This window comes from Pseudoalteromonas galatheae (genome assembly GCF_005886105.2).
Classification (GTDB): domain Bacteria; phylum Pseudomonadota; class Gammaproteobacteria; order Enterobacterales; family Alteromonadaceae; genus Pseudoalteromonas; species Pseudoalteromonas galatheae.
The window spans coordinates 460634-485573 of sequence record NZ_PNCO02000002.1 but is presented as its reverse complement, the minus strand read 5'-3'; the positions used below and the strand labels follow the sequence as shown (position 1 = coordinate 485573).

The 24940-nt window shown below is 41.9% G+C and carries 20 protein-coding genes; 11 read left to right on the top strand and 9 right to left on the bottom strand.

What is annotated here, in order from left to right:
• Positions 1-8 precede the first annotated feature (8 nt).
• The 6 genes from CWC29_RS20145 to CWC29_RS20120 all read left to right on the top strand — a co-directional run bounded on the left by CWC29_RS20145 (position 9) and on the right by CWC29_RS20120 (position 10607).
• Positions 9-839, top strand: a complete 831-nt coding sequence (locus CWC29_RS20145; protein ID WP_205125723.1) for an ABC transporter ATP-binding protein — start codon at positions 9-11, stop codon at positions 837-839.
• 23 nt (positions 840-862) lie between these two features.
• A complete protein-coding gene (locus CWC29_RS20140; protein WP_128726109.1) occupies positions 863-1738 on the top strand; it encodes an ABC transporter ATP-binding protein in 876 nt (291 codons plus the stop codon).
• A 9-nt stretch (positions 1739-1747) separates the two neighbouring features.
• Positions 1748-5080: a hypothetical protein gene (locus CWC29_RS20135; protein ID WP_128726110.1), complete on the top strand. Its 3333-nt coding sequence runs from the start codon at positions 1748-1750 to the stop codon at positions 5078-5080.
• A gap of 269 nt (positions 5081-5349) precedes the next feature.
• Entirely contained in the window at positions 5350-7500 is a 2151-nt protein-coding gene (locus tag CWC29_RS20130; RefSeq protein ID WP_128726111.1) for a TonB-dependent receptor, read from the top strand.
• A 96-nt stretch (positions 7501-7596) separates the two neighbouring features.
• On the top strand, positions 7597-8733 hold the full coding sequence (locus CWC29_RS20125; protein ID WP_128726112.1) for a saccharopine dehydrogenase NADP-binding domain-containing protein: 1137 nt from the start codon (positions 7597-7599) through the stop codon (positions 8731-8733).
• On the top strand, positions 8730-10607 hold the full coding sequence (locus CWC29_RS20120; protein WP_128726113.1) for a saccharopine dehydrogenase: 1878 nt from the start codon (positions 8730-8732) through the stop codon (positions 10605-10607). The genes CWC29_RS20125 and CWC29_RS20120 overlap by 4 nt, the downstream gene beginning before the upstream one ends.
• A gap of 69 nt (positions 10608-10676) precedes the next feature.
• On the opposite strand, the gene CWC29_RS20115 is transcribed toward CWC29_RS20120, so the two are convergent.
• Positions 10677-11588, bottom strand: coding sequence for an AraC family transcriptional regulator (locus CWC29_RS20115; protein WP_128726114.1), 912 nt, complete (start codon positions 11586-11588; stop codon positions 10677-10679).
• Positions 11589-12711: 1123 nt separating this feature from the next.
• On the opposite strand from CWC29_RS20115, the gene CWC29_RS20110 reads away from it, so the two are divergent.
• From CWC29_RS20110 to CWC29_RS20100, 3 genes are all read left to right on the top strand, one after another.
• Positions 12712-13245: a hypothetical protein gene (locus CWC29_RS20110; protein WP_128726115.1), complete on the top strand. Its 534-nt coding sequence runs from the start codon at positions 12712-12714 to the stop codon at positions 13243-13245.
• 143 nt (positions 13246-13388) lie between these two features.
• Entirely contained in the window at positions 13389-14348 is a 960-nt protein-coding gene (locus CWC29_RS20105) for a DUF3137 domain-containing protein (RefSeq protein ID WP_128726116.1), read from the top strand.
• Between the two features lie 494 nt (positions 14349-14842).
• Positions 14843-15784 (top strand): PD40 domain-containing protein, encoded by a 942-nt coding sequence (locus CWC29_RS20100; RefSeq protein WP_138523791.1) that lies wholly within the window; start codon positions 14843-14845, stop codon positions 15782-15784.
• Between the two features lie 199 nt (positions 15785-15983).
• Here CWC29_RS20100 and arfB read toward each other — a convergent pair whose 3' ends face one another.
• The 6 genes from arfB to CWC29_RS20070 form a co-directional block, all read right to left on the bottom strand.
• A complete protein-coding gene (gene arfB / locus CWC29_RS20095) occupies positions 15984-16397 on the bottom strand; it encodes an alternative ribosome rescue aminoacyl-tRNA hydrolase ArfB (RefSeq protein WP_128726118.1) in 414 nt (137 codons plus the stop codon).
• 59 nt (positions 16398-16456) lie between these two features.
• Complete coding sequence (locus CWC29_RS20090) at positions 16457-17665, bottom strand: ABC transporter permease (protein ID WP_128726119.1); 1209 nt, start codon at positions 17663-17665, stop codon at positions 16457-16459.
• A 10-nt stretch (positions 17666-17675) separates the two neighbouring features.
• A complete protein-coding gene (locus CWC29_RS20085) occupies positions 17676-19007 on the bottom strand; it encodes an ABC transporter permease (protein ID WP_138523789.1) in 1332 nt (443 codons plus the stop codon).
• Positions 19008-19016: 9 nt separating this feature from the next.
• Entirely contained in the window at positions 19017-19706 is a 690-nt protein-coding gene (locus CWC29_RS20080; protein ID WP_138523787.1) for an ABC transporter ATP-binding protein, read from the bottom strand.
• A gap of 11 nt (positions 19707-19717) precedes the next feature.
• Complete coding sequence (locus tag CWC29_RS20075; protein WP_128726122.1) at positions 19718-20989, bottom strand: efflux RND transporter periplasmic adaptor subunit; 1272 nt, start codon at positions 20987-20989, stop codon at positions 19718-19720.
• A 246-nt stretch (positions 20990-21235) separates the two neighbouring features.
• Complete coding sequence (locus CWC29_RS20070) at positions 21236-22039, bottom strand: GumC domain-containing protein (RefSeq protein WP_128726123.1); 804 nt, start codon at positions 22037-22039, stop codon at positions 21236-21238.
• A 92-nt stretch (positions 22040-22131) separates the two neighbouring features.
• Here CWC29_RS20070 and CWC29_RS20065 point away from each other — a divergent pair, with 92 nt between their 5' ends.
• Positions 22132-23031, top strand: coding sequence for a response regulator (locus CWC29_RS20065; protein ID WP_128726124.1), 900 nt, complete (start codon positions 22132-22134; stop codon positions 23029-23031).
• Here CWC29_RS20065 and CWC29_RS20060 read toward each other — a convergent pair.
• On the bottom strand, positions 23023-23448 hold the full coding sequence (locus CWC29_RS20060; RefSeq protein WP_128726125.1) for a hypothetical protein: 426 nt from the start codon (positions 23446-23448) through the stop codon (positions 23023-23025). The genes CWC29_RS20065 and CWC29_RS20060 overlap by 9 nt on opposite strands.
• A 115-nt stretch (positions 23449-23563) precedes the next feature.
• The gene (locus CWC29_RS20055) at positions 23564-23866 is read right to left on the bottom strand and encodes a hypothetical protein (RefSeq protein ID WP_128726126.1); all 303 of its coding nucleotides are present in this window, start codon (positions 23864-23866) and stop codon (positions 23564-23566) included.
• Between the two features lie 179 nt (positions 23867-24045).
• On the opposite strand from CWC29_RS20055, the gene nhaR reads away from it, so the two are divergent.
• Positions 24046-24936: a transcriptional activator NhaR gene (gene nhaR, locus CWC29_RS20050; protein WP_138523785.1), complete on the top strand. Its 891-nt coding sequence runs from the start codon at positions 24046-24048 to the stop codon at positions 24934-24936.
• The last annotated feature ends 4 nt before the right edge of the window (positions 24937-24940 follow it).

Here is a 24940-nt window from a genome sequence, read left to right as displayed (position 1 = left end):
GATTTATCATGTTAAATGCAGATCAAATAACCTTACATTATCAACATAGGCCGGTGCTAAAAGACTTGTCGGTCTCTATTGCACGTCATCAGATCACCGCAATTGTCGGTCCAAATGGCAGTGGTAAGTCCACCTTACTTAAACTACTTGGCGGACTCATTCAACCGCAGCAAGGGACTATCTCTTTGGAGCAACAGCCGCTTCACCAATGGTCCCCTAAAACGCTAGCAAAGAAACTCGCATTACTTGGCCAAAGTCCACAAGCTCCAAGTGGTATGCTCGTTAAACAGCTTGTTGGTCATGGTCGGTTTCCCTATTTAGGAATGTTCAAGACATTATCGCAACATGATCAGGATGCCATTACTTGGGCGCTCAAAAAGACCAAACTTGAAGCGTTGCAACATAAGCCGTTACAGCATTTATCTGGTGGTGAGCGCCAAAGAGCATGGTTAGCAATGGCCTTGGCACAGCAATCTGAAATTTTACTCCTAGACGAACCCACGACTTATCTAGACTTAGGTCATCAGTTTCAGCTTTTAGACTTACTCAAACAGCTACAAATTCATGAACACAAAACCATTGTGATGGTGCTACACGATATCAATCAAGCCAGTCAATTCAGTGACCGAATTATCGCTCTTAAAAATGGCTCGATAATAGCTGATGGCACACCGCAACAAGTCGTCACAGAGCCAATCATTAAACGGCTGTTCAATATTGATGTTGCAATTGTGTCTCAGTGCTATGGCCAGATAACTAAGCCGCTGTGCTTGCCAATTGGAACAGTGGATCAATTTACCTCTAACTCAGCGGCGCCACTGCGCAGTGCCGCAATCTAAAATCAACAACAGAAGCTAGTGAAATGGAATTAGAAATTCGTGACGTATCAAAAACGTATGCAAACGGTGTTCATGCACTAAAAGATATCAATTTAACCATAAGCAAGGGTATGTTCGGCCTGCTTGGTCCCAACGGAGCTGGTAAAAGCAGCATTATGCGCACCATTGCCACCCTACAAACGCCCGACAGTGGCAAAATATATTTTGATGGACAAGATATCTTCGCAACCCCTGCTGAGTTTCGTCGCCAGCTGGGCTACTTGCCTCAGGATTTTGGTGTTTATGCTAATGCATCCGCCACCGATATGCTGGACTATTTCGCTCGTTTAAAGGGTATTCACAATGCCAAGGAACGAAAAAATAGAATTAATGAATTGTTGGAACTAGTTAACCTCACAGAGCATTGTCATAAGGCGGTAGATACATACTCAGGTGGTATGCGGCAGCGTTTTGGTATAGCACAAGTTTTATTGACCAACCCTAAGGTCATCATTGTTGATGAACCAACCGCGGGACTAGACCCTGCGGAGCGCAACCGCTTTTATAGTATTTTGCACCAACTCACTGACAGTGCCATCGTGATCCTCTCCACACATATTGTAGGAGACGTCACTAACCTTTGTGATGATATGGGGATCCTCAACCAAGGAACGCTACTTTCACGCGGCAAGCCCGATGAGCTCGTCGCCTCAATAAAGCACCAGATTTGGCACAAATCAGTATCAAGAAATGAGTTGAAAACACTACGAGACAATTACAAAGTGATTTCAACGCGCATCGTCAAAGGTAACATCCAAGCCACTATTCAAAGCGAAACCGCACCCACCGCAAGCTTTATTCAAAGCACAGCGGACCTAGAAGACTTTTACTTCAGCTACGTCCCTGAACTTGCGGTTTAAGGAGCATGTATGTTTTTCACAAGTTTTTTGTTTGAGTTAAAATATCGACTACGCTCCGTAGCCACATGGGGTTGTTTAATAGCCATGATTGCCATGGGCTACCGAGAAATGTTAGGCGGTGAGTGGGATGCACTGATGCAAAGTGGCAGGGTTGCACGCAACTCGCCATATGCAATCTACTACTTGTTTATGTACTACACATTTTGGGCTGCCACGGTGGGTAGCGCACTGGTAGTCCCAACATTACTCAGGGATCTTAATTCTAAAACTGCAGACTATTTATATAGTTTTAATATCAATAGCAAACACTATTTTATCGGTAAATATTTAGCGAGTTTAGCTATCGTGCTGTTAGTAATGAGCTCAGTTGTCATCGCTATGGTGACTTTACCCCTGATCTCAAGCCTCTTTGGACTCTACCCAGATAGTGATTTTATCGCAACTTCATGGCCCCATATTTTACACGCTATACTGCTTTGGGTACTCCCAGCTTGCATAGTTTATACCGCTATTCCGTTTGCGCTCACAGCACTTACTGGACGCGCTACACCAGCTTATGCAGCGATGATGATAGCCGTTGGCTCGTTCGTCATTATCACCGCTTTGTTTGGTGACGGCGCACCACAAGCTACTTGGCTACAAATTGTTGACCCGCTAGGTAAGGTTACAGTTGAAGGGCAAATTTTCTACTGGACAGCACAGCAAAGAATGACCCAGTTTTTAAGTTTAGATGGAGCGTTACTCTACAATCGTTTGCTCTACTTAACGCTCGCATTGTCTTTGCTGGCATTTGCATGGTGGCGCTTCGATTTAATGCAATTTAGAACCAGTAACAGCAAAAAAGCCTCAGCAAGGCCCGTTGCAAAAGTGCAACAACATACGCACAGTTCAAGCAAACTAAATATGAACCCATTAACCTTGATAACCAACGAAGACACAGTCTATTGGCTTAAATTCAGCGTCTATTCCGGTTACCTTCAGGCTCGCCAGATCATTACTAATAAGGCGTTTTACCTATCAATGTTGACGCTTTCGTTAATGCTGATCATCGCCGGTTTAAGCTACCGTTTACCAGGCATGGAGGGCAGCGCAGCTATTTTGCCAAGAACGCACACGCTGCTTCCTGTATTGATTTATCCCAGTTTGATTTTTACCATGCTTGCCGCCGCTTTTTTTATAGTTGATCAGTGCCACAAAGACCACCAGCTAAATACCGCACAGCTGGTTGCTGTGTGCCCAACGCCAGATTGGCAACCCCCTCTAAGCCATATAATCTGCGCTACTCTTGTTGCAGTCGTATTAATGTTAGTGCCTATTTCAGGCTTATTGGGTACACAATTAATACAAGGTTATCTTGACCCCGATTGGCAAAGTTTATTGCATTTGAGCATGCTTGTTTTGCTGCCATTAATGCTCGCTTATGTGTTTATAGCCATCATTAGTTACGGGCTATTGCAGTCTAAAATTGCCGCACAGATATGTGCCGTGGTGCTCTGTATTTCTCCCGCGATATTCAATGAAACTCATGCGATAGAGAACTTTATGTATTTATGGGCATGGCCATCTATTGCTCAGCTTTCCGAAATTGCATCTACAGAGCAATTTATCATCAGAGATCTCAACCTTATGCTCTACTGGCTCAGTTTTTATTGTGTGTTGCTTGTATTGAGCAGTTGGCTGTGGACACGAGGTATGATTGCGTCTTTTAAGGAAAGATTCGCCGCTTTGCCAAAAAAGATTAAACCGCGATCGCTGGCAATTATGCTGTTGTCAGGGACAATTTTTGGCTACCAAGCCAACTCAATTCATCAAGAGATGATCGTTAACGGTCAATTTGAAACACAAGCCGATGGTTATGCTGTGCAAGCCGACTATGAAAAGCAATACCGGCAATTCGATACACAACCACAGCCTAAAATTCGCCACGCTGAAATTGCCATATCGCTTTACCCAAATCAGCGCGCTATAAAATACATGGCCAACTTAACATTGGTTAATTCACACCAGAATGCAATCGAGCAGTTGCTGCTCAACACCAATCACTACACCGCTGTTGATGAAATCTTACTTTCTGGTCAAGCGCTTTCACAGATCGCTTTAGACAAAGCGCATCATGCCTCGGTTTGGGGCTTGAATACACCTCTCACTCATGAGCAACAAAGTCAGCTCAGTTTTGCGGCTTCAGTCAAATATCAGGGCTATAGTAATCATGCAACTGATTACATTGGCAAAGTGACAAAAAATGCCAGCTATATTGATGCAAGTTTTTGGCCCTCCATTGGGTTCGAGAAAAACAACATCATCAAAGACAACGCGCTACGAGAGAAGTTTAAACTCGATCCGCTGGCACCAGACTTTTTCAGTCAGTCACAAACACTAGACTTGTATCAACACGATGATGCAGATCTGCTCACCTATAAACTAAAAATTGACGCCCCGAGCAATCAAATAGTTGTGGCGCCGGGGGAGCTGCTGAAACAGCAAACACAAGGACAGCGCCACAGCTATGAATTTCAAACAATGACAGCGAGTCATTGGGATCCTGTCATTGTGAGCGCCGGATACAAAATTCACCAGTCTACATGGACAAGCGCAAAAACCGGCAAAGAAATTTCCATAGAACTGTTTTATCTTAACACCGATGAAGTAATCCTAAGTTCCATGATACAACGAGCAAAACATGCACTTGAACAAGGCGAAGCAACATTTGGAGCCTACCCATACAACAGCTTAAAAATAGCAGCGTTACCTCAGGGTATGGGAGAACAAACGGTTAGCGCAAATTTGGTGCTTATCCCCGAAATGTCCGCTTGGCAACACAATTATCATGATCCATCCAGTTCCGATTGGTTAGAATACACCGTACACGATGCAGTTGCTCAGGTTTGGTGGCAGAATATCGCAATCGCAAACACCGCAGGTTATCCCATACTGTCTGAGGGAGTGCCAACTTGGTTTGCGCTGACCAAATCAAGATTGAGTAGCGAAGCAACACAACAACTATTGGCTAACATTAAAAATGACTACTTATTAGCACGTACTAAAGAGTCCGGTGTGGAGAAAAACGCCTTAGCATTGACGCACCAACCATACGCTAAAAGTAAATCGCAGCTTGTTGTTTATGAAGTGTCACAGCTCATTGATAATGAGCAATTTAGCAATGTGATCAATGATACCCTAGCGCATTATCGAGTACAGAGTGCTTCACAGCCCATATCGGCACAACAGTTGTACCTGAAGCTGTTGCAAGCCGTAAATCAGCCTAAACATGAAAAACAACTAAATATATTATTTCACCAAATGACGCTGCGTGACGCAAACGTGCAAAATCTACCTCTGTAAACCCCCATTACAAACGATTAGGGCTGCCACATAAGCGCCCTAATTACTACCAGCCTTGCTCTCTACCTTTAAAAAAAACCGCACAGAGGGGTAATGGCCGCTTTCGGGTAGTGGCTCTCCTTGCATATTCAGACAATAACGAACAATAAAAACAGGGCCGACCAAATGGTCAACGCTGACAAGAAGTAAGCCTAAAAACACATTTCTAGCGCAGCATAACTCAATGCCCAACTACTCTACTATTCGTTGTTACTAGGAGCTAATTTACTATGTTTCGTTATAAGCTGACGTCTGCGGCCAACCCTCTCTTCTCCACCTCTAAACTCAACTATTATATTTCACGTACCTTGTTAGCAATGAGTCTAGGTGTTTCCTCTTCAGCAGTATTTGCAGATGATCAAGCCAAACATATCGACTTGGAACGAATCGAAGTCACTTCTGAAAAGCGTACCGTGAATATTATGGAAGTTGCTTCTAGCGTAACTGCTATTTTTGGACAAGAACTTGCCGACTCTGAAGCCTATTCCATCACAGATCTTGGACAAGCGATCCCGAGCGTTCACGTTTATAGCTGGGGTGGCCGAAGAGACAGCAATGTATTTATTCGTGGCATAGGCCCGGGTTTATTCACCGAACCCACCATAGGTTTTTACGTCGATGGCGTGAATTATAGTAGCAATAGTATTTTTGATTTGGACCTTGTGGATATAGAGCGTGTTGAGGTCCTAAGGGGCCCTCAAGGCACACTATACGGGGGTAATTCTCTGGCTGGTGTTATTAATATCATCACCAAACAACCAGACGAAATGCCGGAGTTCAAAGGCACCTTTTCTGCAGATAACTTTGGCTCAAAGCGAGTTAGATTAGGTGTAAATACCCCCTTAACTGCAGATAATCTATTTCTCGGCTTATCAGCTTCGGCATACAACACCGATGGACATCTTGAAAATACCTACTTAGACAAGGACTTTGGTGCTCGCGACGATCTGAGTGCGAGAGCTAAACTTAGATGGGTCGCGTCAGACAATCTTGAAGCCAATTTTGTAGTAGATTATGAACGTTTTCGTGGAGACTCGTATGCGATGGGGCAACTTGAGCGTATCAAAGCCAATCCAGATCACATAGAACATGACTTTGAAGGAGTTGACGATCGCGACGCACTTGGGGCTTCGGTTACACTGGATTATAGCGGTGATAATGTAAACTTCATCTCGATCACAAGTTGGCGTGACTGGGATAACCTGAACACCGCGGATCAAGATACAGGCAATGACGCAGGATATCAGTTCCATAGTCACTCTCAGGAAGATTTTGATCAGCTCTCTCATGAAATGCGTTGGAGCTCTAAAAATACTGAAGACTACCACTGGCTAGTCGGGTTTTATGGCTACCAATCAGATACCCAGAATACGACAAGAAATGATTTAAACTTCTCCTCTATGTACCCAGGTAGTGGACCCATGGTTGATCGTTCGATTATCGGGAAAGATGACCAAGCTTGGGCGGTATTTGGTCAGGTTGATTACGCAATCACTCAGGATATTACCGTCATTGCAGGTTTACGCTACCATAAAGAGCAGCGAGAAGCTGATATTAATATCGATTCTCAATCCACTGGAGTTACCTCGCAATACGGTGGCAAGGAAGAATTCAGCGAAGTTCTACCCAAACTAGCCCTCTCTTATCAAACGAACAATAATGACCTTGTTTATGCGTCTTGGAGTAAAGGTTACCGAGCGGGAGGATTTGACACATTATATCCCAACTTAAGCAAGCCTAGCTTTGAGCCTGAATACAGTAATAACTATGAAATTGCCTATAAAGCACTAGCGCTAGAAAACCAACTGAGCTTTTCAATCACTGCATTTTACGTTTCTTTAGACGACCAACAAGTGCAACAGATGTTAGAAAACACCACCATTATCACAGATAACGCTGGCGAAAGTACCAGTCGGGGTATTGAGTTTGAGTCGCGCTACCAGCCTCACCCGGATTGGACCATTGGCTTCTCAAGTAGTTATGTTGACGCCACTTATAGTGAGTATGAAAGTGTGAACTTTGCAACTGGTGCAATAGAAGACTATTCCGATAATCGTTTACCAAATACACCTAAGATCAGCGCCAACCTGTCCATTAGCAATCGTACAGAACTCAACAGCGACTTCATCTTATTCACGCAGTTAGAAAACATTTATATGGGTGATCACTACTTTGATGCAGGTAACCAAATGAAGCAATCAGCATATCACCTTTTAAATGCCAAAATAGGCCTTGAAAGCGAAAACTGGTACGCGCACCTATGGGTGAAGAATGCGCTCGATGAATATTACTCAAAAGTTGCATTTAACTTTGGTTTCGGTGTTACGGCAGAAGCAGGAAACCCGAGAACCATAGGCCTCACCATAGGTACTAATTTCTAAACCAATAACGAGTGGAAAGTGGCGCACGCATCAAGCGCCACTATGACATTGTATAAATAATATCAATGCGTTGATACGCTTATTAAGGGAGTTACCATGCAAGCTCAATCCGTGTTATTGCTCGGTGGTACAGGTCAAGTAGGCTTAAAAGCAGCCGAGTATTTACTTGAGCATACACAAGCCGCACTTACGTTTGCTTCACGTAGAAAAGCCTCATTGCCCAGTGCAATTTTGCAACATCAGGACCGAATAAATACTGTACAACTAGATGTCCAAAACACCGACGATTTAAAAGCCCAGTTAAAGAATACAGATCTGGTCGTCGCCTGTGTTGGCCCCTCGGGCATTATCGGCGATCAAATAGTATTGACCTGTAAAGAGTTAGGCGTACCAATTATTGATGCCGGTGGCTACGATCCAGTTTACGCATCCCTACACGAGCATGAAAAGCAGTATAGTAGTAAAGTACCGCTCATCATCAACGTCGGTTTGCTACCGGGCTTATCTGGCGTATTCCCTGCCTATCTTATTCAACAATGTAGTTGTGGAGCGGACATCAAATCCTTAGAAGTGCAATACGTTGGCCGAGACGCTTGGAGCTACAATTCGGCATGGGACATCATAAATGGGTTGGGAGACTTTGGTCACGAGCGTGGTTTTTGCTACTTGGAAAACCAGCAAGTTAAACGTGAAAAGTTCTCAAAGGCTGGTACTAAAGCACACTTTCCCGCTCCTATAGGCACCGCATCTACTATGTTGATTTACGCAGAAGAAATAGTGCAACTCGCCAACGAACATGACATACAAACAGCTAAAGTCTACGGTGCTAATCTCGGGCCCCGCGCTATGTTTGTTTGCATGATTGCCAAGATATTCAAGATGTACAAAAATCATAAAACTATCGCTCGTGCGGCGCGGTGGTTATGTAAGGCCTCAGCTAAAGATATGCGTAAGCTTGACCCAATTTACGCCGTCGATGCCCAAATTAAATGTGCTGACAACCGCGTACACCATGGCCAAATCATTCTAGAAGATACCTATCAGGCTACAGGCTTTATCATCGGTATAGCGGCTAAGCAATTATTAAACAATCAAATCACCAAAACAGGTCCAATGATGCTACATGAAGCTGTTGATGCCAATAATTTTATAAAAGATCTCGAACAAGCAGGTGTCGTTGCAGGGCTTATTCTTTCTAAATCAGACAACAACACCAAGCAGGAGGCTGCATGAGTAAAAATATCATCGTCTTGGGAGGTACTGGTGAGTCGGGCAGGCGCATTATCAACTTGCTCAGTGAACGACTCTCAGATTTAAAAATAAGCTGTGCGGCAAGGAGAACACCAAAAGCAGGTATATTGCCAAAGCATATTAACTTTGTTCCTTTTGATATAAATGACAAAGCCAAAAGCATTGAAACACTCAAAAAGTTTGACTTAGCAGTGATTGCGTTAGGCCCAATGGATAAGTTTGCCCTACAGGCGCATCAACTGTGCTTGAACGCGAATATAGATGCCCTCGACATTAATGACAGCCTACAGGCTGCAGATCAAATACACGCACTGAATACTGAGGCCCAATCAAAACAATGTTTGCTGCTCACAGGTATGGGCTTCTCCCCTGGTATTTCAACATTACTATTAACTGAGCTTGCGCATAAAAAAGCATCTGCAACCGGCCATTATCAATGCCGTTTGTATATGGGCGCAGCCTATGGTGGTGGCGAGACCAGTCCACAAGCGATTTTAGCAAGCTTCACCAATACCTTAACCTGCTGGCGAGAAGGAACTCGCAAGCAAATTGACACTCCTTGGCAAGACGCACAACACCAGTTTGCTTTTCCTGCATTGAAAAAGCCAGCTGACCTTATTCCATTTGCAACACCCGAAGTCGCAGGACTTAGTTGTGAGTATGTTGCTGAAGACCTTGACATAAAGCACCTAGATAGTCGTTATCATATCCAACACCTGACGCTTGGATTTGCAAAGTTTATGAGTAAATATCGCTTAGGCGAGCGTAAAAATACATTTTTCTCCAAGATGTTTTTTAACAATGGGCAAAAGCTCAAAACCAAAAAAGAGTCAGATCCCGATACTTGTTTATGGGTTTACCCAGACAATAACCCGCAATCAGGACTAATGTTACATGGGGTTATTTCTTCTTATGAACTTACCGCCAAGATGGCATGTGTTGTAGTTGAGTGTTGGCTGAACAATGTGTTTTTTGACAGCTATGGTGTCAAAGCCGTAGAGCATTTGTCTTATAAAACGCGCCAAAAGCTACTGCAAACATTGGCTTTATATGGTGTCACGGCAAAACCAGCAAACACTCAGAACACACATAGAGCAGATCAAGAGTTTGGCTGGGTAGACAGCGTATCATCAGACATTAATAGTCTCAGAAACTTGGGGCTAAATTGGTACACAGTAACAAAGCAACACCCAAAAATGGCAAAAAGGCAACAAGAATATCTTTATAAATCAGAGATATGGCGAGAACTAAAAGGGGCCACTAATAGGTATAGCTTCACAAAGTTTGTAATTACTACGCTGTTAGCATGGCGTCGAGATAATAAAAGTTTACAGCACTGGCGCGATAGGCACCAAGGAGAATATACCGAAATTTGGAGATCCATCACTAAAGACATGAGTATGTTTAGCTCAGGTTATGGCAACGCGAGGAAGCTACTAGGGCAGGATAAAGCCTACCGATTATATCGTGACATGTTTCTAGAGACAGGCAAAATGGAAATGCGCTGGCTATGGCCTAATCCCGAATCCTTTAATATGTTTGAAAACAAAGAAGATGTGATTTTAGAGTACTGGCTCACTTGGCTTAGAAACTACGCCAAACTTGGCCTATTTACACTAAGCGAATCAAAGGTTGATGCCTCAACAATTTGCATTTCTATCACCGACTGTGCGTATGCAGCTATGTTTAAAGAGCTCGGTTGTCCTGAGCTTGCTGACATGGTTAGAGAGATGGAGCAAGAAGCACTAACCTTTTTAGCCAGTCAGAGTAATTTGAACATAACTTGGAACTTTAAAGGTGAGGGTGTTGTTGACATCACTTTGAATAAAGCGCTAACGCTTCAGGCCGTGGGCTAGCAGAAAAAGACGACGAAGAAAGATTTATGTGTTGCGGGCTAGGCCCGCAGGGCATACTCTCAAAAGTGATTAACCACAAACAATACTAGGAGCTAGGTTCAGTCTCGCCTCTTTAGGCAGCACCCCAAATTGTTTTCTAAAAGCTACGCTAAAATGGCTCACATTGCTATAACCCAGCGAAATGGCTGTTTCAGTTACGTTATTGTCTTTTAATAGGTTCATTGCTTTGTGCATTCTTTCTTCTTGAAAACAGCCATAAACTGTATTGTTAAACAGCACCTTGAAGCCTTTTTTTAACTTACACTGGTTCAATCCAACCACCTTAGCGACATCTGAAATGGTAGGTGGGCAACTAAGATCGGATAATAGAAAATCTCTTGCTGCCATAAGCTGCTTTTTCTCTCGAAGCGGGAGTTGGCTACCAGTATCAACTGATTTCAGTGCAGTAAGATGCCAATATAAATAGTCTAATGTAGCGGAATGTAGCAGCAGAGGGTTGGCTTCTTGATCTTTTATCAGCTTATGAATACGATTCGCACATGTGCTGACTTTTCTACTGGGGCCACTTTGCTTCACAAAGAACGACATACTTTTCCCAAGATCTACGCCGCTGAGCTCTTCACCAGCAAGCTCATTAAGCACTTCGGGCTTTATCATGATCTCTAGGTTACTAAAATCATTACTATGATAAGCACAGAAATTCTCCCCACCCGAAAAACCAATATTGAAGTCTCCGCACTCACATTGTAACAGCGTATTACCAACCGTCGCTTCAAACTTTCCCGCAAGAACATTATTGATGTGGATGTATTGATCATCGCCAGGAAATATGTGTTTAGTATCTGCAGCACCCATATCTTGCGCTGAAGATATGCTCACAGAAAGACCGGGCATCAACTGCACAAAATTCTGCCCAACCACGTTGTCGATCTGTTGCTGTTTATTCGCTGTACTTATCCCAATGTCACTACACACAGTCATTTTTTAACCCCCTTCCAATCCCCGTATCACTCTGGCATCTGTAGCTATACTTCCTTTAGACACAACTTCAACATGCCTATAAAGAATATAAGCTTTACCATACCAACCAAGCGAGCATGGTTTTCGCCTGTATTGCGCATGTTTTATTCAGTTGTATCTGGCTATGCATTTCACTACTCATTATTAGCCGCTTCAGAAAAGCTAAGTGTTCAATTCAAGTGAAATATAGAATGCGTTCAAAAGTTGCTTTTAAATTTTGTTAGTAATGATCCGGTTAACCTCAGTCAGTACCGCGCTATTTATCTTGCAGATACTCCACATAAACCTGGCAGGTTAATTACAATTTCACGGACAAACCCACTCTAAACCCTCAACATCCTAACAATTAATAAATTGAGGGTAATAAAAACAAATTCTGAGTAATGTTCCCCAAGAAGTTAACACTAATAAAAATCATTCTCAATAAAAAATTCTAAAAACTACAATTTTCGACCTGATATTTACACCAGGCATAGCTTCGCTCTGGCGTTCAGTCACAGTCTCGGGAACTCATCTGAGGTATTGCAAACTTCGATGTTTGTCCATAATAGGCGGCTATAAATGAGTTCGTTATCCACAGCAGGAGCTATTCAGACTGAAATGCTCAGCACATCTGTCCAATAAGCGATAATTTGGCAGCCGATCTTGATAAATAAGTAGCATATCCAAGTCAAAGTGGGATGCTGCGCAGTATTTTTCACAGGTACTACTCTAGTATTCGAGCGACACCATCGCCTTGATAATAGTGCTAGTGACACCAAGGTACCTGTCAGTTATCATTCTTAACAATATTCAATTTACCTAAATAAGCTAAAAGCCAGACACGCCTAAAATTATGCGAACTTTTAATATCTCAATATGAATTTTTGGCCATTTACCACGACGTTTCTATAAATCATAAAAGATTAAAATCAGTGCGATTTTAACAATAATTAGCAAGAAAAATAATGATCTTAGAACTCGTATACAAATGTAAAATGGTGACTTTTTTCGATACTTTTGTGATCATAAACTTCGTTGCCTATAACGCAATACAAAATCAAATCTTACTTGACCATTGATAATAATAAAAAGGTATTAAAAAATGACTATAAAGTCTTTATGCTTGAGCACGACCATCTTGCTTAGCACCATCACGTTAGCAAAAGAACCCCCCATGGATATGCAGACATTACTGGGAGAATACATTTCTTGGGCTCAACAAATTGAGTCGCAAGGTAGAGAGGTAGGTATACCGCTTGACGCCAATGGCATTGCATTGGCAAAAGAAATCGGGATTAAGCACCCAGAAAAAGTTCGCATCATTTATCTTGATACTGTTCCATTTCCTATTGAAAACAAAGCACTAAAGGCAATGGGTGAGTCTCTGGGCTTTATTGGCGAAGGAATAGTAAACAACGCTCAGGTATTCGGGTACTCAATTTACGTTCGCCATGGATTTGAGTTAAATAGGCCAAAACTTGCGCACGAACTGGTTCACGTCCTGCAAATCGAACGCGCTAATTTTGCAGATGTACTTCGCCAACACATCTCGGATATGCAAAAGTACGGATACGAAAATGCACCACTCGAAGCAGAAGCATTCAAGGCTAATATTAAGTACGCGATTCAAGAGTAAACAATTCCCTAAATTAGCAAAAGGCGTCACGCAGAAAGCTGTATTCGCCTTTTATAATATTCCCTACTCTATACCTCTTACTTTATAATTTATTACAAGGTACAATTTTTCTCCATTACCATTGCGACTTACAAGGAAAGTTTATGCCATTATTAGAACAAAGGTCTCTCCATCATATTGATCAGCGTCTAGCTGGCGTTGAGATGCAGTTAAAAGAGGCCTATTACAATTTAGACAAAACAAATTCTGGCTTTGATACAGAACTCGACAACAAGGAGAAGTCGTTTAAACGCTATAAATGGTGGGCGATTGGTATTGCAATCCCCTTACTATTTCTTGCGCCTTTTCTCCTAATCTCAATAATTCCTATCTACTTTTTGTTAAAACGCTCTCTTAAGTCTTTCACTAAGGGGGTGTTAACTAGAGCTTATATGGTGGCGCCAATTGCTTCGGCGCTTAACTTAGAATATTCAGTCGGTGGTAATTTACTTATCTGCGAGGAAGCTATCAGTGCAGGTATATTAACCAAAGGAGGACGAGCTGTAGCTGAGGATGGATTTAACGGCAAAGTAAATGGCATTCATTTTTACTTTACTGAAGTGCATGTACGCACGCTTCATCAGAACAATGACAGTAAACGTTTGTTTAATGGTGCAGTTATAAAATTGAGTATGCCTGAACCTGTAGATACTCCAATCGTGGTATTACAAGATGCGGGACTTTGGAACATGCTGATAAGTCGACGTCAATCTCTAAAAGGATTACAGCGAGTTAAATTTGAAAAAGAAGACTTTGAAAAAGAGTATCAAGTCTATGCTAAAGACGAAGAAACTTGCCGCGAAGTACTCACGCCAGAATATATGGCGAAATTGTCGCAAGTCAAAACGTTCTTCTCATCTGGTAACCTACCAAAAGGGTTAAAAATCCCCGAAGTAAAAGCCCAAATGTTTATAGAGGGTAGCGATATACTGATCTCTCTTGACTATGGAGCCAACTTATTCAGCCCAAAAAAATTGGCAAAGGAATACGATCCCAGCTGGGCTGAAGATATCGCCAAGCAATTTTTACTGATTGAAAACTTGGCAAAAAGTCTAGTGCGCTAACACCGAGCTAGTGTTTGTGGTTAAAAAGACGACATCCTAACGACAAATACAGCTAAAGCCATCGAAAATTGAGCATGGATATAGCTGTATTTAATACTGGTAATGATAACCGCTGTGTAGCAACATTCACAATGAAAGTTGAGAACTAATTAGTCATTGTTTTACATTACTTTACACACGGTTTCCCCTCTTTGCTGATACACTGCTTTCTGTTAAAAATAATAATGTGAAGCGCTAATACCAGTTGTATTAAGTAAATGATCTATCTTGAAGCGGGGAAATCGCTTAGTAGCACCGCTCTCGCGTCCTGCTACCGCTAAGGTACCTATATCCATATAGGCAAGGCAAAAATTTTGCTATTTAGTTGTTCTAAATGAGAAATTTTTAACGAAGCTAATATGCTATTTCACCCTTCAAATTGATTAGAGAATTAATTCAATTGGTATAATACCAGCAACTTTAAGCAGGTTTATCTAGCGCCGAAGGAGAACAGGATGAATATGATAAAACCCGCCACCCCCTTACTTTTTGCAGCCGCCATGCTCACCAATCATGCCCATGCTAACGAAGCCTTTCCTGCGCTAAAAGGTCCTTGGCTCGGCCAGACACCTCCGGGGTTAACCGCGCAGCTTTTTGCCCCCGATATCATCTCGATTAACGGTCGTTATGAATTCGGCGTGTCGTTCTCTCCCGACCTTACAGAGGTGTATTTTACCGCCTTCGAAGAGCAAGAAAATGTCGATTCAAGCCCACGGATCATGTATTCAAAAATAGAAAATGCACAGTGGACTCAACCTCAAGCCGCAAATTTTACTCGTGGAAGAATGAGTTATGAACTGGTCCCCCATGTAAGTTTGAACGGCAATCGGATTTACTTTACCGCGCGTTCAGATGACCCCAAAGCGTCCGGAATTTGGTACGTTACCCGTAGCAAAGATGGCTGGAGTGAGGCTAAAAGGTTCGATTCGGCAATAAATACGGGTAAGTTTTCAGACTTCAACCAAAGCGCGAATGGCGACACTGTTTTTTCCAATATGTCAGAACGCAAAATGTATACCGCAGAAAATAAAAACGGCGCGCTTACGACTCCCAAAGCCATTGATATTGAGTTTGGATTTCATGGTTTTATTTCGCCCGCTAACGATTACCTATTGGTTAATAGTCGTCACAGAGGCGATAAAAGTCGAAAAGATAACGACCTATATGTCTATTTTAAGGAGCAGGATGGCACTTGGTCTCGTCCTATAAATTTAGGTGAAGGGGTCAATACCCCTTATTCAGAAACCGTCCCAAGAATTACACCTGATGGTAAATATCTGTTTTTCGGCAGATATAATGAACCCGGTGATGTATCAAACATTTATTGGGTAAGCACTGAGGTCATTACCCGGCTAAAAGAAACTTATTTTGCAGGAAAGTCGACTAAGCAGATTTAGACCTTGCATGACCAACTAACATGGCTAAATTGCGATTAAAAATAGCAGCGAGAAAGACGTTAATTATCCTAAGATCAGGTGAACTAAATTCATATATCCGATCAACTCCTTATTAATGCCGGTTTTGAATCGAATAAACTTTATATTCACAGTTCAGGTGGGCGAATACAGGATACAAAGTTATCAACGGCTAAGCTCATTACCAATTAACCGAGCCCCTTAGTGATTTGGTTTGGCCACGTTTCGTCTTTTGATTCAAGCGCTTTTTTTGCGAGCTTTTTGTTGGTTTGGTTGCTCTGCGTGCTTTTTCAACTTTGGTGGCCGCTAGGATCAGTGTTTTTAGCCGCTCCAAGGCATCTTCTTTATTTTGCTCTTGGGTACGGAAGCTTTGTGCTTTGAGCACAATTACCCCTTCTTTTGTCACTCTTGAGTCTTTAAGTGCAAGCAGGCGTGTCTTGTAAAAATCGGGCAGTGTTGAGCGATTAATATCAAACCTAAGATGGATAGCGCTGGAGACTTTATTGACGTTTTGTCCACCCGCACCCTGCGCGCGAATTGCGGAAATATCGATTTCCCACTCAGCTAGTGTGACGTTATTTGAGATTTTAAGCATAATAATTTCAAGCCTCCAGCCACCATTTTAGCAAAGTAACTGAAGGCTTGAAATAGTAGCTATGCAGTGCGAGTTGCGATAGCTGGTGGCACTTTAGCAGCAATCAGAGCGGGGTAAATAACTGCCAACTGACCAGCAATTAGCATCAGTACAGCACCTGCAATCAAATAATCACCAGGTACGCTGGTAAGACCAAAATAGTTGACTAAGTAAACATTCACAACAACTGCGATAATCACCCCAAGTACAATACCAAATAGTGACACGACTGCATTTTCAATCATAAAGTAACGTAGAATATCAGCCTGAGTCGCCCCCAGTGCACGACGAGTACCTATATGCTTTCTGCGTTTATAGACGGTGTATCTGGCCTGACCAAATATACCCAGCATAGTCACACATGCCAATGCCCCAATCACAGCCTTCAGTGTTTGGCTCACCGCGTAATCAGCTTGCAAATTCTCCGTCTTTATTTCCTCAAATGATTTAAATGCATCCACTTGACGGCCAGGCTTGTTAAGCAATAACGCCTGAACTTCTGCCATTGCAGCGTCTCGCTGATTTGGTTTCGATCTGACTACAATGATGGTTTCGATATAATGCTCTCTAACAGATCCGATCACCGTCATATCGTAGGCATACCAAAATCGCCAAGGAGACTTCATGGTTTCAACGATACCCACAACCTTCTGCGGTACTGACTGAACATAAATGGTCTCTCCAACGACACTGCGCCAATCGTTAGGCCGGATCTTACCCGCTAAATCTTGGGAAATTAAAACACTTGCAGACTCTGAATGACCGTCATAGTATCTGTGAATCACGTCGTTATGTTGAAAGTTTCTTCCAGCTACTACGCGCAACCCAAGCGTATCGACAATCGTTTCATCAGCGCCATAATAACCAGCGTGAATAATCCTTTCTTTTTCATCGGGTGTTAAACCAACATAGAGAGAGCGTCCCCAATTGGTTAGCGGCATGCTGGTAATTGTGCTTGCACTTTCAACGCTAGCTAGAGCTCGGATATCCGCAAGGTCGGTATCAAGTGCCGCATTCTTTTCGTCATCAGTACCTTCAAGGTTCGTGCTGAAGCTGAACAGTTGCTGCTCTGTGAGCCCTGTTGGTTGCACTAACTCTTGCTCTTTTAGCACCATCATATAAATCGCATTAACCAAAATCGTAAATGTTAGTGCAATCTGTACTGCGAGCAGTAATGGAGATGCTTTGTTGTTGTTCAAGATTTTTAAAATCGGCAATAAATCTCTCATTGTTATGCTCCTACAGACTTTTCAGCTGACTAGATGGCTGCACTTTTGCCGCATGTAAAGTCGGTAGTAAACCAAAAATAACCGCACTGACTACAGCCAATACAATCGTCATCATTACAATACTGTACGTCATCTCTAACATCTCAGCATATAGGTGACTATAAAGCTGAGCTGTCACACTCAGCCCAATTTGAGCCAACACCAATCCAAGTATCCCACCAAGCAACCCGATAATGCAGGTTTCAACGGTAAATTGAGCAAAAATATCTTGCTTAGAAGCACCAACCGCTCTGCGGAGCCCAACTTCACCGGCTTTGCTATGGAACTTTGCCACCATCATGGCCATACAGTTAAGCAAACACACGATAAGAAATGCAAAGGCCAGCCATACAGCTACATTACCATCGTCTTTTATAATCTTTCTTTCTACTAATTGCTCCTTCACGTCAAAAAGACGATGAAATGGCTCCCGTAAAAAGCGACCATACTGTCTTTGCTCCATTGAATAATTGACCAAGAAGTCCATGTAACTATCGCGCTCTGCTGCCGAGCTCAATTCAACCCAGTATGAGACCCAAACGCATTCAGAGGCTAAAACTGCGGTAAAAGATTCGTCCTCAGGATCCTTCCAACATTGAAAAGAGATATCCGAACTAGTCCAGTGTTGATTATTTATCTGAGCCTGAAATGGAATGATGATATCTCTTGGCTTATTGAACGCTCGCGTCCTATAGTCAAAGAACTTAGGGACTGGATACCAGTCATCAGTCACTCCCACAACGCGATATTGCAGATCACCTATCAGTAACAATTTACCGATTGAGTTTTCTCCGTTAAACAACTCATCGTTTAAATCGCTACTTATTACTGCCACTTCTAGACCGTCTTTATCCGCTGATTCATCCCAAGCACCACCAAATTTAAATGGTACCTCGAACATACTAAACATATCTCTATAAGCGGTTCTAATTGACGTCATTTTTGCATCAGTAATAGGTTGCTCCGTAGAGCGGGTCATCATCTTGAAGTTTCCTAAGGGTGTTTGTTGTACGCCTCGCTTGGCATTTTGCAAATTGATTGCATCTTGGTAAGTTAGGATATAAGGCGGCACTTCCTTGCCCTGAGAGATATTGAAAGGCTTATCCGGCCCATAACTATTTAGACGAACATTAAATAACTTGTCACTTTTTGATGGAATAGGGTCTTTTTCCAGCAAATAGCTAACTGTATAGGTGGTCATTGCAGCGCCAATACCTATTGCGATAGTTGCTATCATTAAAAATGATAAAAACGGCGTTTTCCGCAGTGAGATGAGCGCTAATTTAAGGTAATAACTGAACATAATTTATCCCTAAGCTATCGCCTTATTACATTGGCTCCGCTCAATTATCACGCCGTCACGGATCTCTATAACACGCTGTGCTTTTGCTGCTTGTTGTGGATCATGCGTTACCATCACAACGCTCGTGCCTTGCGCATTGATCTCTTTGAGTAGTTCCATAATACCGTCAGCCATTTTACTGTCTAGGTTACCCGTAGGTTCATCGGCAAGTAGAAAAGAGGGTTTGCCCGCAATAGCACGAGCAATTGCGACTCGTTGTTGTTGACCACCAGAAAGCTGCGACGGGTAGTGATTTTTACGAGACCCTAGCCCTACTTTATCCAGTGCATCCATGATCCGCTGATGACGTTCTTTTGTAGATAATTTACGATAACGTAGTGGCATGTCCACATTATCGTAAATATTCAGCTCAGGAATTAAGTTAAAGCTTTGAAAGATAAAACCTATTTTTTCATTGCGTAGTTTAGATTTAGCTTTATCGCTTAACTTCTCAACATTGACGCCATCCAATTCGTAACTACCATCACAGAAATTCTCTAGCAGCCCGGTAATGTTTAAAAAAGTTGTCTTTCCTGAACCTGAAGGTCCAATCACAGCAACAAACTCTCCCTGCTCTATGCTTAAATCAAATGGCTGCAAGGCTTGAGTTTTTATTGTATCTGTATAATACGCTTTTGATAGATGGCGCATGGATAGCATATTGCTACTCCTTATTGAATGATTTTCACACTGGGAGCGTCTTTAAAAATTCGTGCGTCAGAGGTAATAACCTGATCGCCAACATTTAACCCCGATAGTACTTCTACTTGTCCAATACTTCTTAGCCCGATTTGTATTGGTGTTTTTATTGCCGAGCCTTCTTTGACTACGTATGCAAACTGTCCATTGTAAGCATCTAGATATTGCCCATGCGGTAGATAGGCGATATTTTGTTTTTGCTCAATTACAATCCGGCTAGTTAATCTCTGGTTTTGTCTTAGCCCCTGGATTGACTCATCTTTAAATCGAATTTTCCCTGCAACACGACCATTTTCAATTTCAGGGGAGATAGCAACTATTTCACCAGTGTAGACATCACCATTGAGGTTCACCTCAGCTAACATTCCTAGGGCTAAATCATCTGAGTAACTTTCTGGTATTTGCACTTCTATCTCATATTTAGAGAGATCAACTACACTTAACAACGGTTGATTTTTTGCTACGGTATTTTTCTGCTCTACCGCTAAGTTACCAACTAATCCACTGACTGGTGAGGCTATTTTTAAAGCATCCACCTGTCTTTCAAGCTCAGCAACCTTCACCTTTTGCGCTTCAAATTCAAGCTCTTTAGTGCGGATCTCAAATTTTTGACTTTCTTTTAGTAACTCAACCTCTTTGATTGCTAAGCGATATTCTCGTTCTGCATTTTCAAGGTCATCTTTCGCTTTTTGATAGTCAATATCGCTAACCACCTGTGTTTGCAGTCCATTTTCAGAGCGGCGCATTTCACGCTTTGCCGCATTTAACACCACCGTTGCTTTACCCAAATAGTTTTCTTGGGCTAAATCTTGCTTTTTAGCTTGAATAATTTGTCGCTGAAGCTCTGTTTCTAACCGACTTAGCTCAGCTTGGTGTTGTGCAAATTCACTTTTTAGTTCAGGGCTATCTAAAACAGCAAGCGCCTGTCCCTCAACAACGCTATCACCGGATTCAACTAGATAGGTAACGGTACCTTGAGCCGGACTGTAAATGGTGGGACGTCTTGCAGCAACGACTTTTCCTTGAACAGATATATCACGAACGAAATCACCGCGCTTCACCGATGAAACATGGATCTTATCACTGGAAACAGCGGTTTGACCGCTAAGCCATTGAGTGGCTATGGGTAACATAAAGTAGATAGAAATGAGAGCAACAATGCCTATTGCTAAAATCACCAACTTGTTTTTTTTTGGTCTTTCAACCACCGAGTCTTGAGCGCTCGTATCTGGAATATAGGCCATGAAATAATCCTTTTACCACTGCCTTAGTTTTTGAAACTGTGCCACTTCATGATGTTGAACATAAACTGTTTGGTATTTGTACACTACGTCGCTTTGTAGAAGCATAAAAATCGTTGCCGATTGTCTTAATTACTCATTTAAAGTAACGTAAATTTCAAAAAACTAGTTGCAAAGCGGGTAATGTGAGTGAATAAACCTTACACAAAGCGAAGTGCAATGTCACGACAAAATAAAACATTTTGTTAACTATTGATTCTGATTTTTGACAACTTCCAAGTAGCGACTTTCTATAAACTTCTTCTCTTTGGATAAATGCGCTAACGCATCTCGCGTTTGCTCTAGCTCTTTCTGGATAGCTTGAAGCTTCGGACCATCTTCTACTTCTTGCTCTTGCACCATTAATTGTTGCAAAGCCTGACTTTGTTCTGCGATTTGCTTCTTATATTCGTCAATTGTTTTAGACATGTCTTGACGCTCCTTTTCAAAAGTTGCGACTAATTGCTCTACTTCTTGCTCGGACGGACCTCCCATAGATTTAGAAGCTTCTAGCTGCTGCTTTAGTGTGTCATTTTCTTTTTGTAATTCCTCCGTAGACTCATATTGATCATATAGTTTTCTTCTTGTTTGCTTAAGTCGATCTAGGCTTTTCGACAAATCACCTCGAAGTTTCTTTATTAAACGATGAGATTTAATTAGCTTACTATTCAGATCATCCATCTTTACTTGCTCTTCCGGAGATAGCTGCTCCTGCGTTGCTCGCTTGATCTCAGATAGCTGCTGCTCTAAATGGACTTGTAAGGTAGCCAAATCCTGTATGGTGTGTTGATTGTCTTCGACAAACTTCATCGCTTTATCAATTGCGTCGCGACAATGCTGAAGTAAATACTGCTGATCTGGGTTTGACGTCCCGGCTCCACCGGTTTGCTTTGCAAACAGCCTAAACTCTCGCAGAATTAACAACAGAATATAAAACCAAAAAGCTAATATCAGTAGTCCGATATTCACCGCCATATAGATAAATACATCGACTGGTAATTTGCCTAAAAACATATTATGCACTCGTTAATTTCTTACTTTCATTTTAGTATTGGTTAAAAATCATGCCTATAATAAATCTATATTTTTCAATAAAGTGGTAATGTGTGAAGATATTGCTCGTGGATGACAGTGCAGCAACACTTGAAATTATTCGTCGCGGCTTAGTCCGCTTCAGATATCGTAAACTGTTGATAAAAAAAGCACAAAGTGCAAAAGAGGCACTAAAAATTATTGGTTCTTGGCATCCAGATATCGTACTGACTGATTGGCACATGCCTGATATTTCAGGACTCGCTCTGGTTAAAGCCATAAAGCAAAAGCAACTTGATGTTACTATGGCCATGGTGACGACGGTTGATGATCGGGAGCAAATAAAGCTTGCGCTAGATCATGGAGCGGAGTTTGTATTATCTAAACCATTTGCTGATGACGATCTTCATACCAAAATTATGCCTTTGGTAGTTGCCGCCGAAGAGAACGCTAAAACTCGACAAATTCACACCATCCACAAAGGCGTCCCTTTGCCTCAGGTCGGACAGTTAGAAAAGTTAATGATCAAACACATAGACACGGAACTTAGGCTCTATCAAACCCACCAAATGGAATATAACCCGGACAACCTCCCTTGCGTCATGGTCGCGTATGAGGATCCAAGCAGCCAAAAAGTGCGAGCAATTGGCATATTTGATGTTTATGCAGTGTGTGTGTTAGCTGCTTCGAAGGGAGAGTTGACCGAGCAAGCAGGTTATGAAGCAATACATCAAAACTTAATAACAGAGCAGATGCTAAGTGCCTGCCACTCAGCATTAAACTCTACTTCTTATGCCTTCCTTGATGGAATAACAAGAAGAAGCCTGAGAGTAAAGTCATTGCAGCTAATCACAAAGCCGCTGAATAAAGTAAAGCGGCTTTATAAATCGGCGGCCAATATGCGAATTGATTTATGCTGCCAACGTCCAAATATGGCACAGGGCAATATCTTACTGGTCGGATTCCTAAGCTAAGGCTTTTAACAATACACCGGGATCGCTAATGCCAGCTTCTTTCATTGCTTCTTGAATATTTTTGGTCAACTCTATGACTTGACTTTGCATACGTAAAATATATTCAAGCTTCTGAGTAATTAGCTCAGCTTTCATTTCATCAGCGTATTGATCACTTGCTTTTAGCTCTTCGAGTAACTTTTGCTCTTCCTTTATTTTTTCTCTTAACTCTTTAAGCTTTTCGACCATTTGCTGAATATGTGGAGGTAATGCAGCTTCCTCTTGTTCCTCTCTGACTTCTTCCCCAGACAGTTTAGACAGATCTTCTTCCGATAGTCTAAGTGGTTTTAACTCTTCCACCTTTTCAGCTTTTGTTTCCTGCTCTTTGTGACTAGTGACTAGTTGAGTTGGAGAATGAATTAAAAAGTTAACGTTCATTAATTTTGACCAATATGACTTCCTTTGACCAACATATCGGTAATTTATCGAAGATCTTTAAAAAAATTGTGCGGCTTCCTTGCCGCTACAAGTGCTTGGGAATGGAATCACTCAGCTAACTGAGTTTGAAATACTTCTGCTTTAAAATCTGTTTGCAATTATTCAACGCTCTGTTTAGTGCTTGCAAAAGCGTTTTACCTTTTGTTTTAACTCTCAAAGTTGGTAAGCCAGGCAATTGCAACTCTACCTGACATTGAGCCAGCTTGCCTTTTCGCCTGTCGGCTAGCTTTTCGACTCGCACATTTATTTTGCGGATATTAGTTGCATAACAGCTTAATGCACTATTTACTGCTTTTGAAAAAGCAACCTTACTTGCCACCGTTATAGGTTCATGCACACCAACAAGATTCAATTTCATTGTTACCTCAATCTATCGCAACACGCTTTGCGAATTTGGAAACTTCAAATAACTGAAAGCTCAGCTTAGTCTAAACAGTCAGCCAACTAATACTTGCGCTGTAAGTCTAAATCTACTAATGTTCAAAAAAAGATAAAAGCTGATTATATCTAACTAACTATAAGTTTTTTACGAACCATATGAACATAAACTTTAATCACCTGTATTATTTTTGGCAAGTTAGTAATGAAGGTAGTATTGCAGGTGCGAGTAAAATACTGCATCTGACTCCTCAAACCATTAGTGCTCAGTTGTCTAGTCTTGAGGAAAGACTAGGAAAGCCTCTATTTGTAAGAGAAGGAAGAGGACTCAGATTAACTGACTTCGGCATTTTGACTAAGCAGTATGCGGACGATATGTTTTCGATAGCCAAAGAATGGCTAGAAACAACACAAGATGGGTCCTCAGCCATACACCGCACACTGAAGGTTGGTATTTCCGACGCCATTCCCAAATCATTGGTGTCTAAATGGCTCGCGCCGTTAATTGAAAACGAACAGATCGCTAATCTACATTGCATTGACGGGCAACAATCAGAGCTGCTAGCTCAAATGGCCATGCATAAACTCGATATTGTTCTTGCTGATAAGCCACTAGACAGTAACTTACCGTTTAAAGTGTTCTGCCATGAGATTGGCAAAAGTCAAATTGGCTTCTATGGTTCAGCTTCAAGTGCTCTACGCCTTCGCCCAACTTATCCACATTCTTTGCAGGACGAACCTATTATTCTTCCAGCAAAAAATAGCCCAGTTAACAATTCCATTCAGTTTTGGTTTCAGGAACAGGGTATTGAAGTTAAGGTTGCAGGTCATGTTGACGACAGTGCTTTAATGAAGGCTTTGGGACAGCAAGAGTTTGGTATTTTCCCTGCACCTTTATCAATAAAATCAGAACTACATCGCCATTACGATGTAAGTCTAATTGGCGTTATTGAAGGCACTTACCAAAACTACTACGCTTTTACGCCCGATAGGCTTATTAAGGATTCAATATTTAGTGAATTTGTAAATTTTGCCAAAGGCGTTCGCTAACGGA

What these genes read in the sequence shown, in the direction of transcription:
- CWC29_RS20100 (WP_138523791.1), top strand. Translation starts at nt 14,843, where the DNA reads ATGAATATGATAAAACCCGCCACCCCCTTACTTTTTGCAGCCGCCATG.
- CWC29_RS20115 (WP_128726114.1), bottom strand. Translation starts at nt 11,588, where the DNA reads ATGACTGTGTGTAGTGACATTGGGATAAGTACAGCGAATAAACAGCAA.
- CWC29_RS20060 (WP_128726125.1), bottom strand. Translation starts at nt 23,448, where the DNA reads ATGAACGTTAACTTTTTAATTCATTCTCCAACTCAACTAGTCACTAGT.
- CWC29_RS20130 (WP_128726111.1), top strand. Translation starts at nt 5,350, where the DNA reads ATGTTTCGTTATAAGCTGACGTCTGCGGCCAACCCTCTCTTCTCCACC.
- CWC29_RS20120 (WP_128726113.1), top strand. Translation starts at nt 8,730, where the DNA reads ATGAGTAAAAATATCATCGTCTTGGGAGGTACTGGTGAGTCGGGCAGG.
- CWC29_RS20090 (WP_128726119.1), bottom strand. Translation starts at nt 17,665, where the DNA reads ATGAGAGATTTATTGCCGATTTTAAAAATCTTGAACAACAACAAAGCA.
- CWC29_RS20055 (WP_128726126.1), bottom strand. Translation starts at nt 23,866, where the DNA reads ATGAAATTGAATCTTGTTGGTGTGCATGAACCTATAACGGTGGCAAGT.
- CWC29_RS20110 (WP_128726115.1), top strand. Translation starts at nt 12,712, where the DNA reads ATGACTATAAAGTCTTTATGCTTGAGCACGACCATCTTGCTTAGCACC.
- CWC29_RS20105 (WP_128726116.1), top strand. Translation starts at nt 13,389, where the DNA reads ATGCCATTATTAGAACAAAGGTCTCTCCATCATATTGATCAGCGTCTA.
- nhaR (WP_138523785.1), top strand. Translation starts at nt 24,046, where the DNA reads ATGAACATAAACTTTAATCACCTGTATTATTTTTGGCAAGTTAGTAAT.
- CWC29_RS20075 (WP_128726122.1), bottom strand. Translation starts at nt 20,989, where the DNA reads ATGGCCTATATTCCAGATACGAGCGCTCAAGACTCGGTGGTTGAAAGA.
- CWC29_RS20140 (WP_128726109.1), top strand. Translation starts at nt 863, where the DNA reads ATGGAATTAGAAATTCGTGACGTATCAAAAACGTATGCAAACGGTGTT.
- CWC29_RS20135 (WP_128726110.1), top strand. Translation starts at nt 1,748, where the DNA reads ATGTTTTTCACAAGTTTTTTGTTTGAGTTAAAATATCGACTACGCTCC.
- CWC29_RS20085 (WP_138523789.1), bottom strand. Translation starts at nt 19,007, where the DNA reads ATGTTCAGTTATTACCTTAAATTAGCGCTCATCTCACTGCGGAAAACG.
- arfB (WP_128726118.1), bottom strand. Translation starts at nt 16,397, where the DNA reads ATGCTTAAAATCTCAAATAACGTCACACTAGCTGAGTGGGAAATCGAT.
- CWC29_RS20070 (WP_128726123.1), bottom strand. Translation starts at nt 22,039, where the DNA reads ATGTTTTTAGGCAAATTACCAGTCGATGTATTTATCTATATGGCGGTG.
- CWC29_RS20080 (WP_138523787.1), bottom strand. Translation starts at nt 19,706, where the DNA reads ATGCTATCCATGCGCCATCTATCAAAAGCGTATTATACAGATACAATA.
- CWC29_RS20125 (WP_128726112.1), top strand. Translation starts at nt 7,597, where the DNA reads ATGCAAGCTCAATCCGTGTTATTGCTCGGTGGTACAGGTCAAGTAGGC.
- CWC29_RS20145 (WP_205125723.1), top strand. Translation starts at nt 9, where the DNA reads ATGTTAAATGCAGATCAAATAACCTTACATTATCAACATAGGCCGGTG.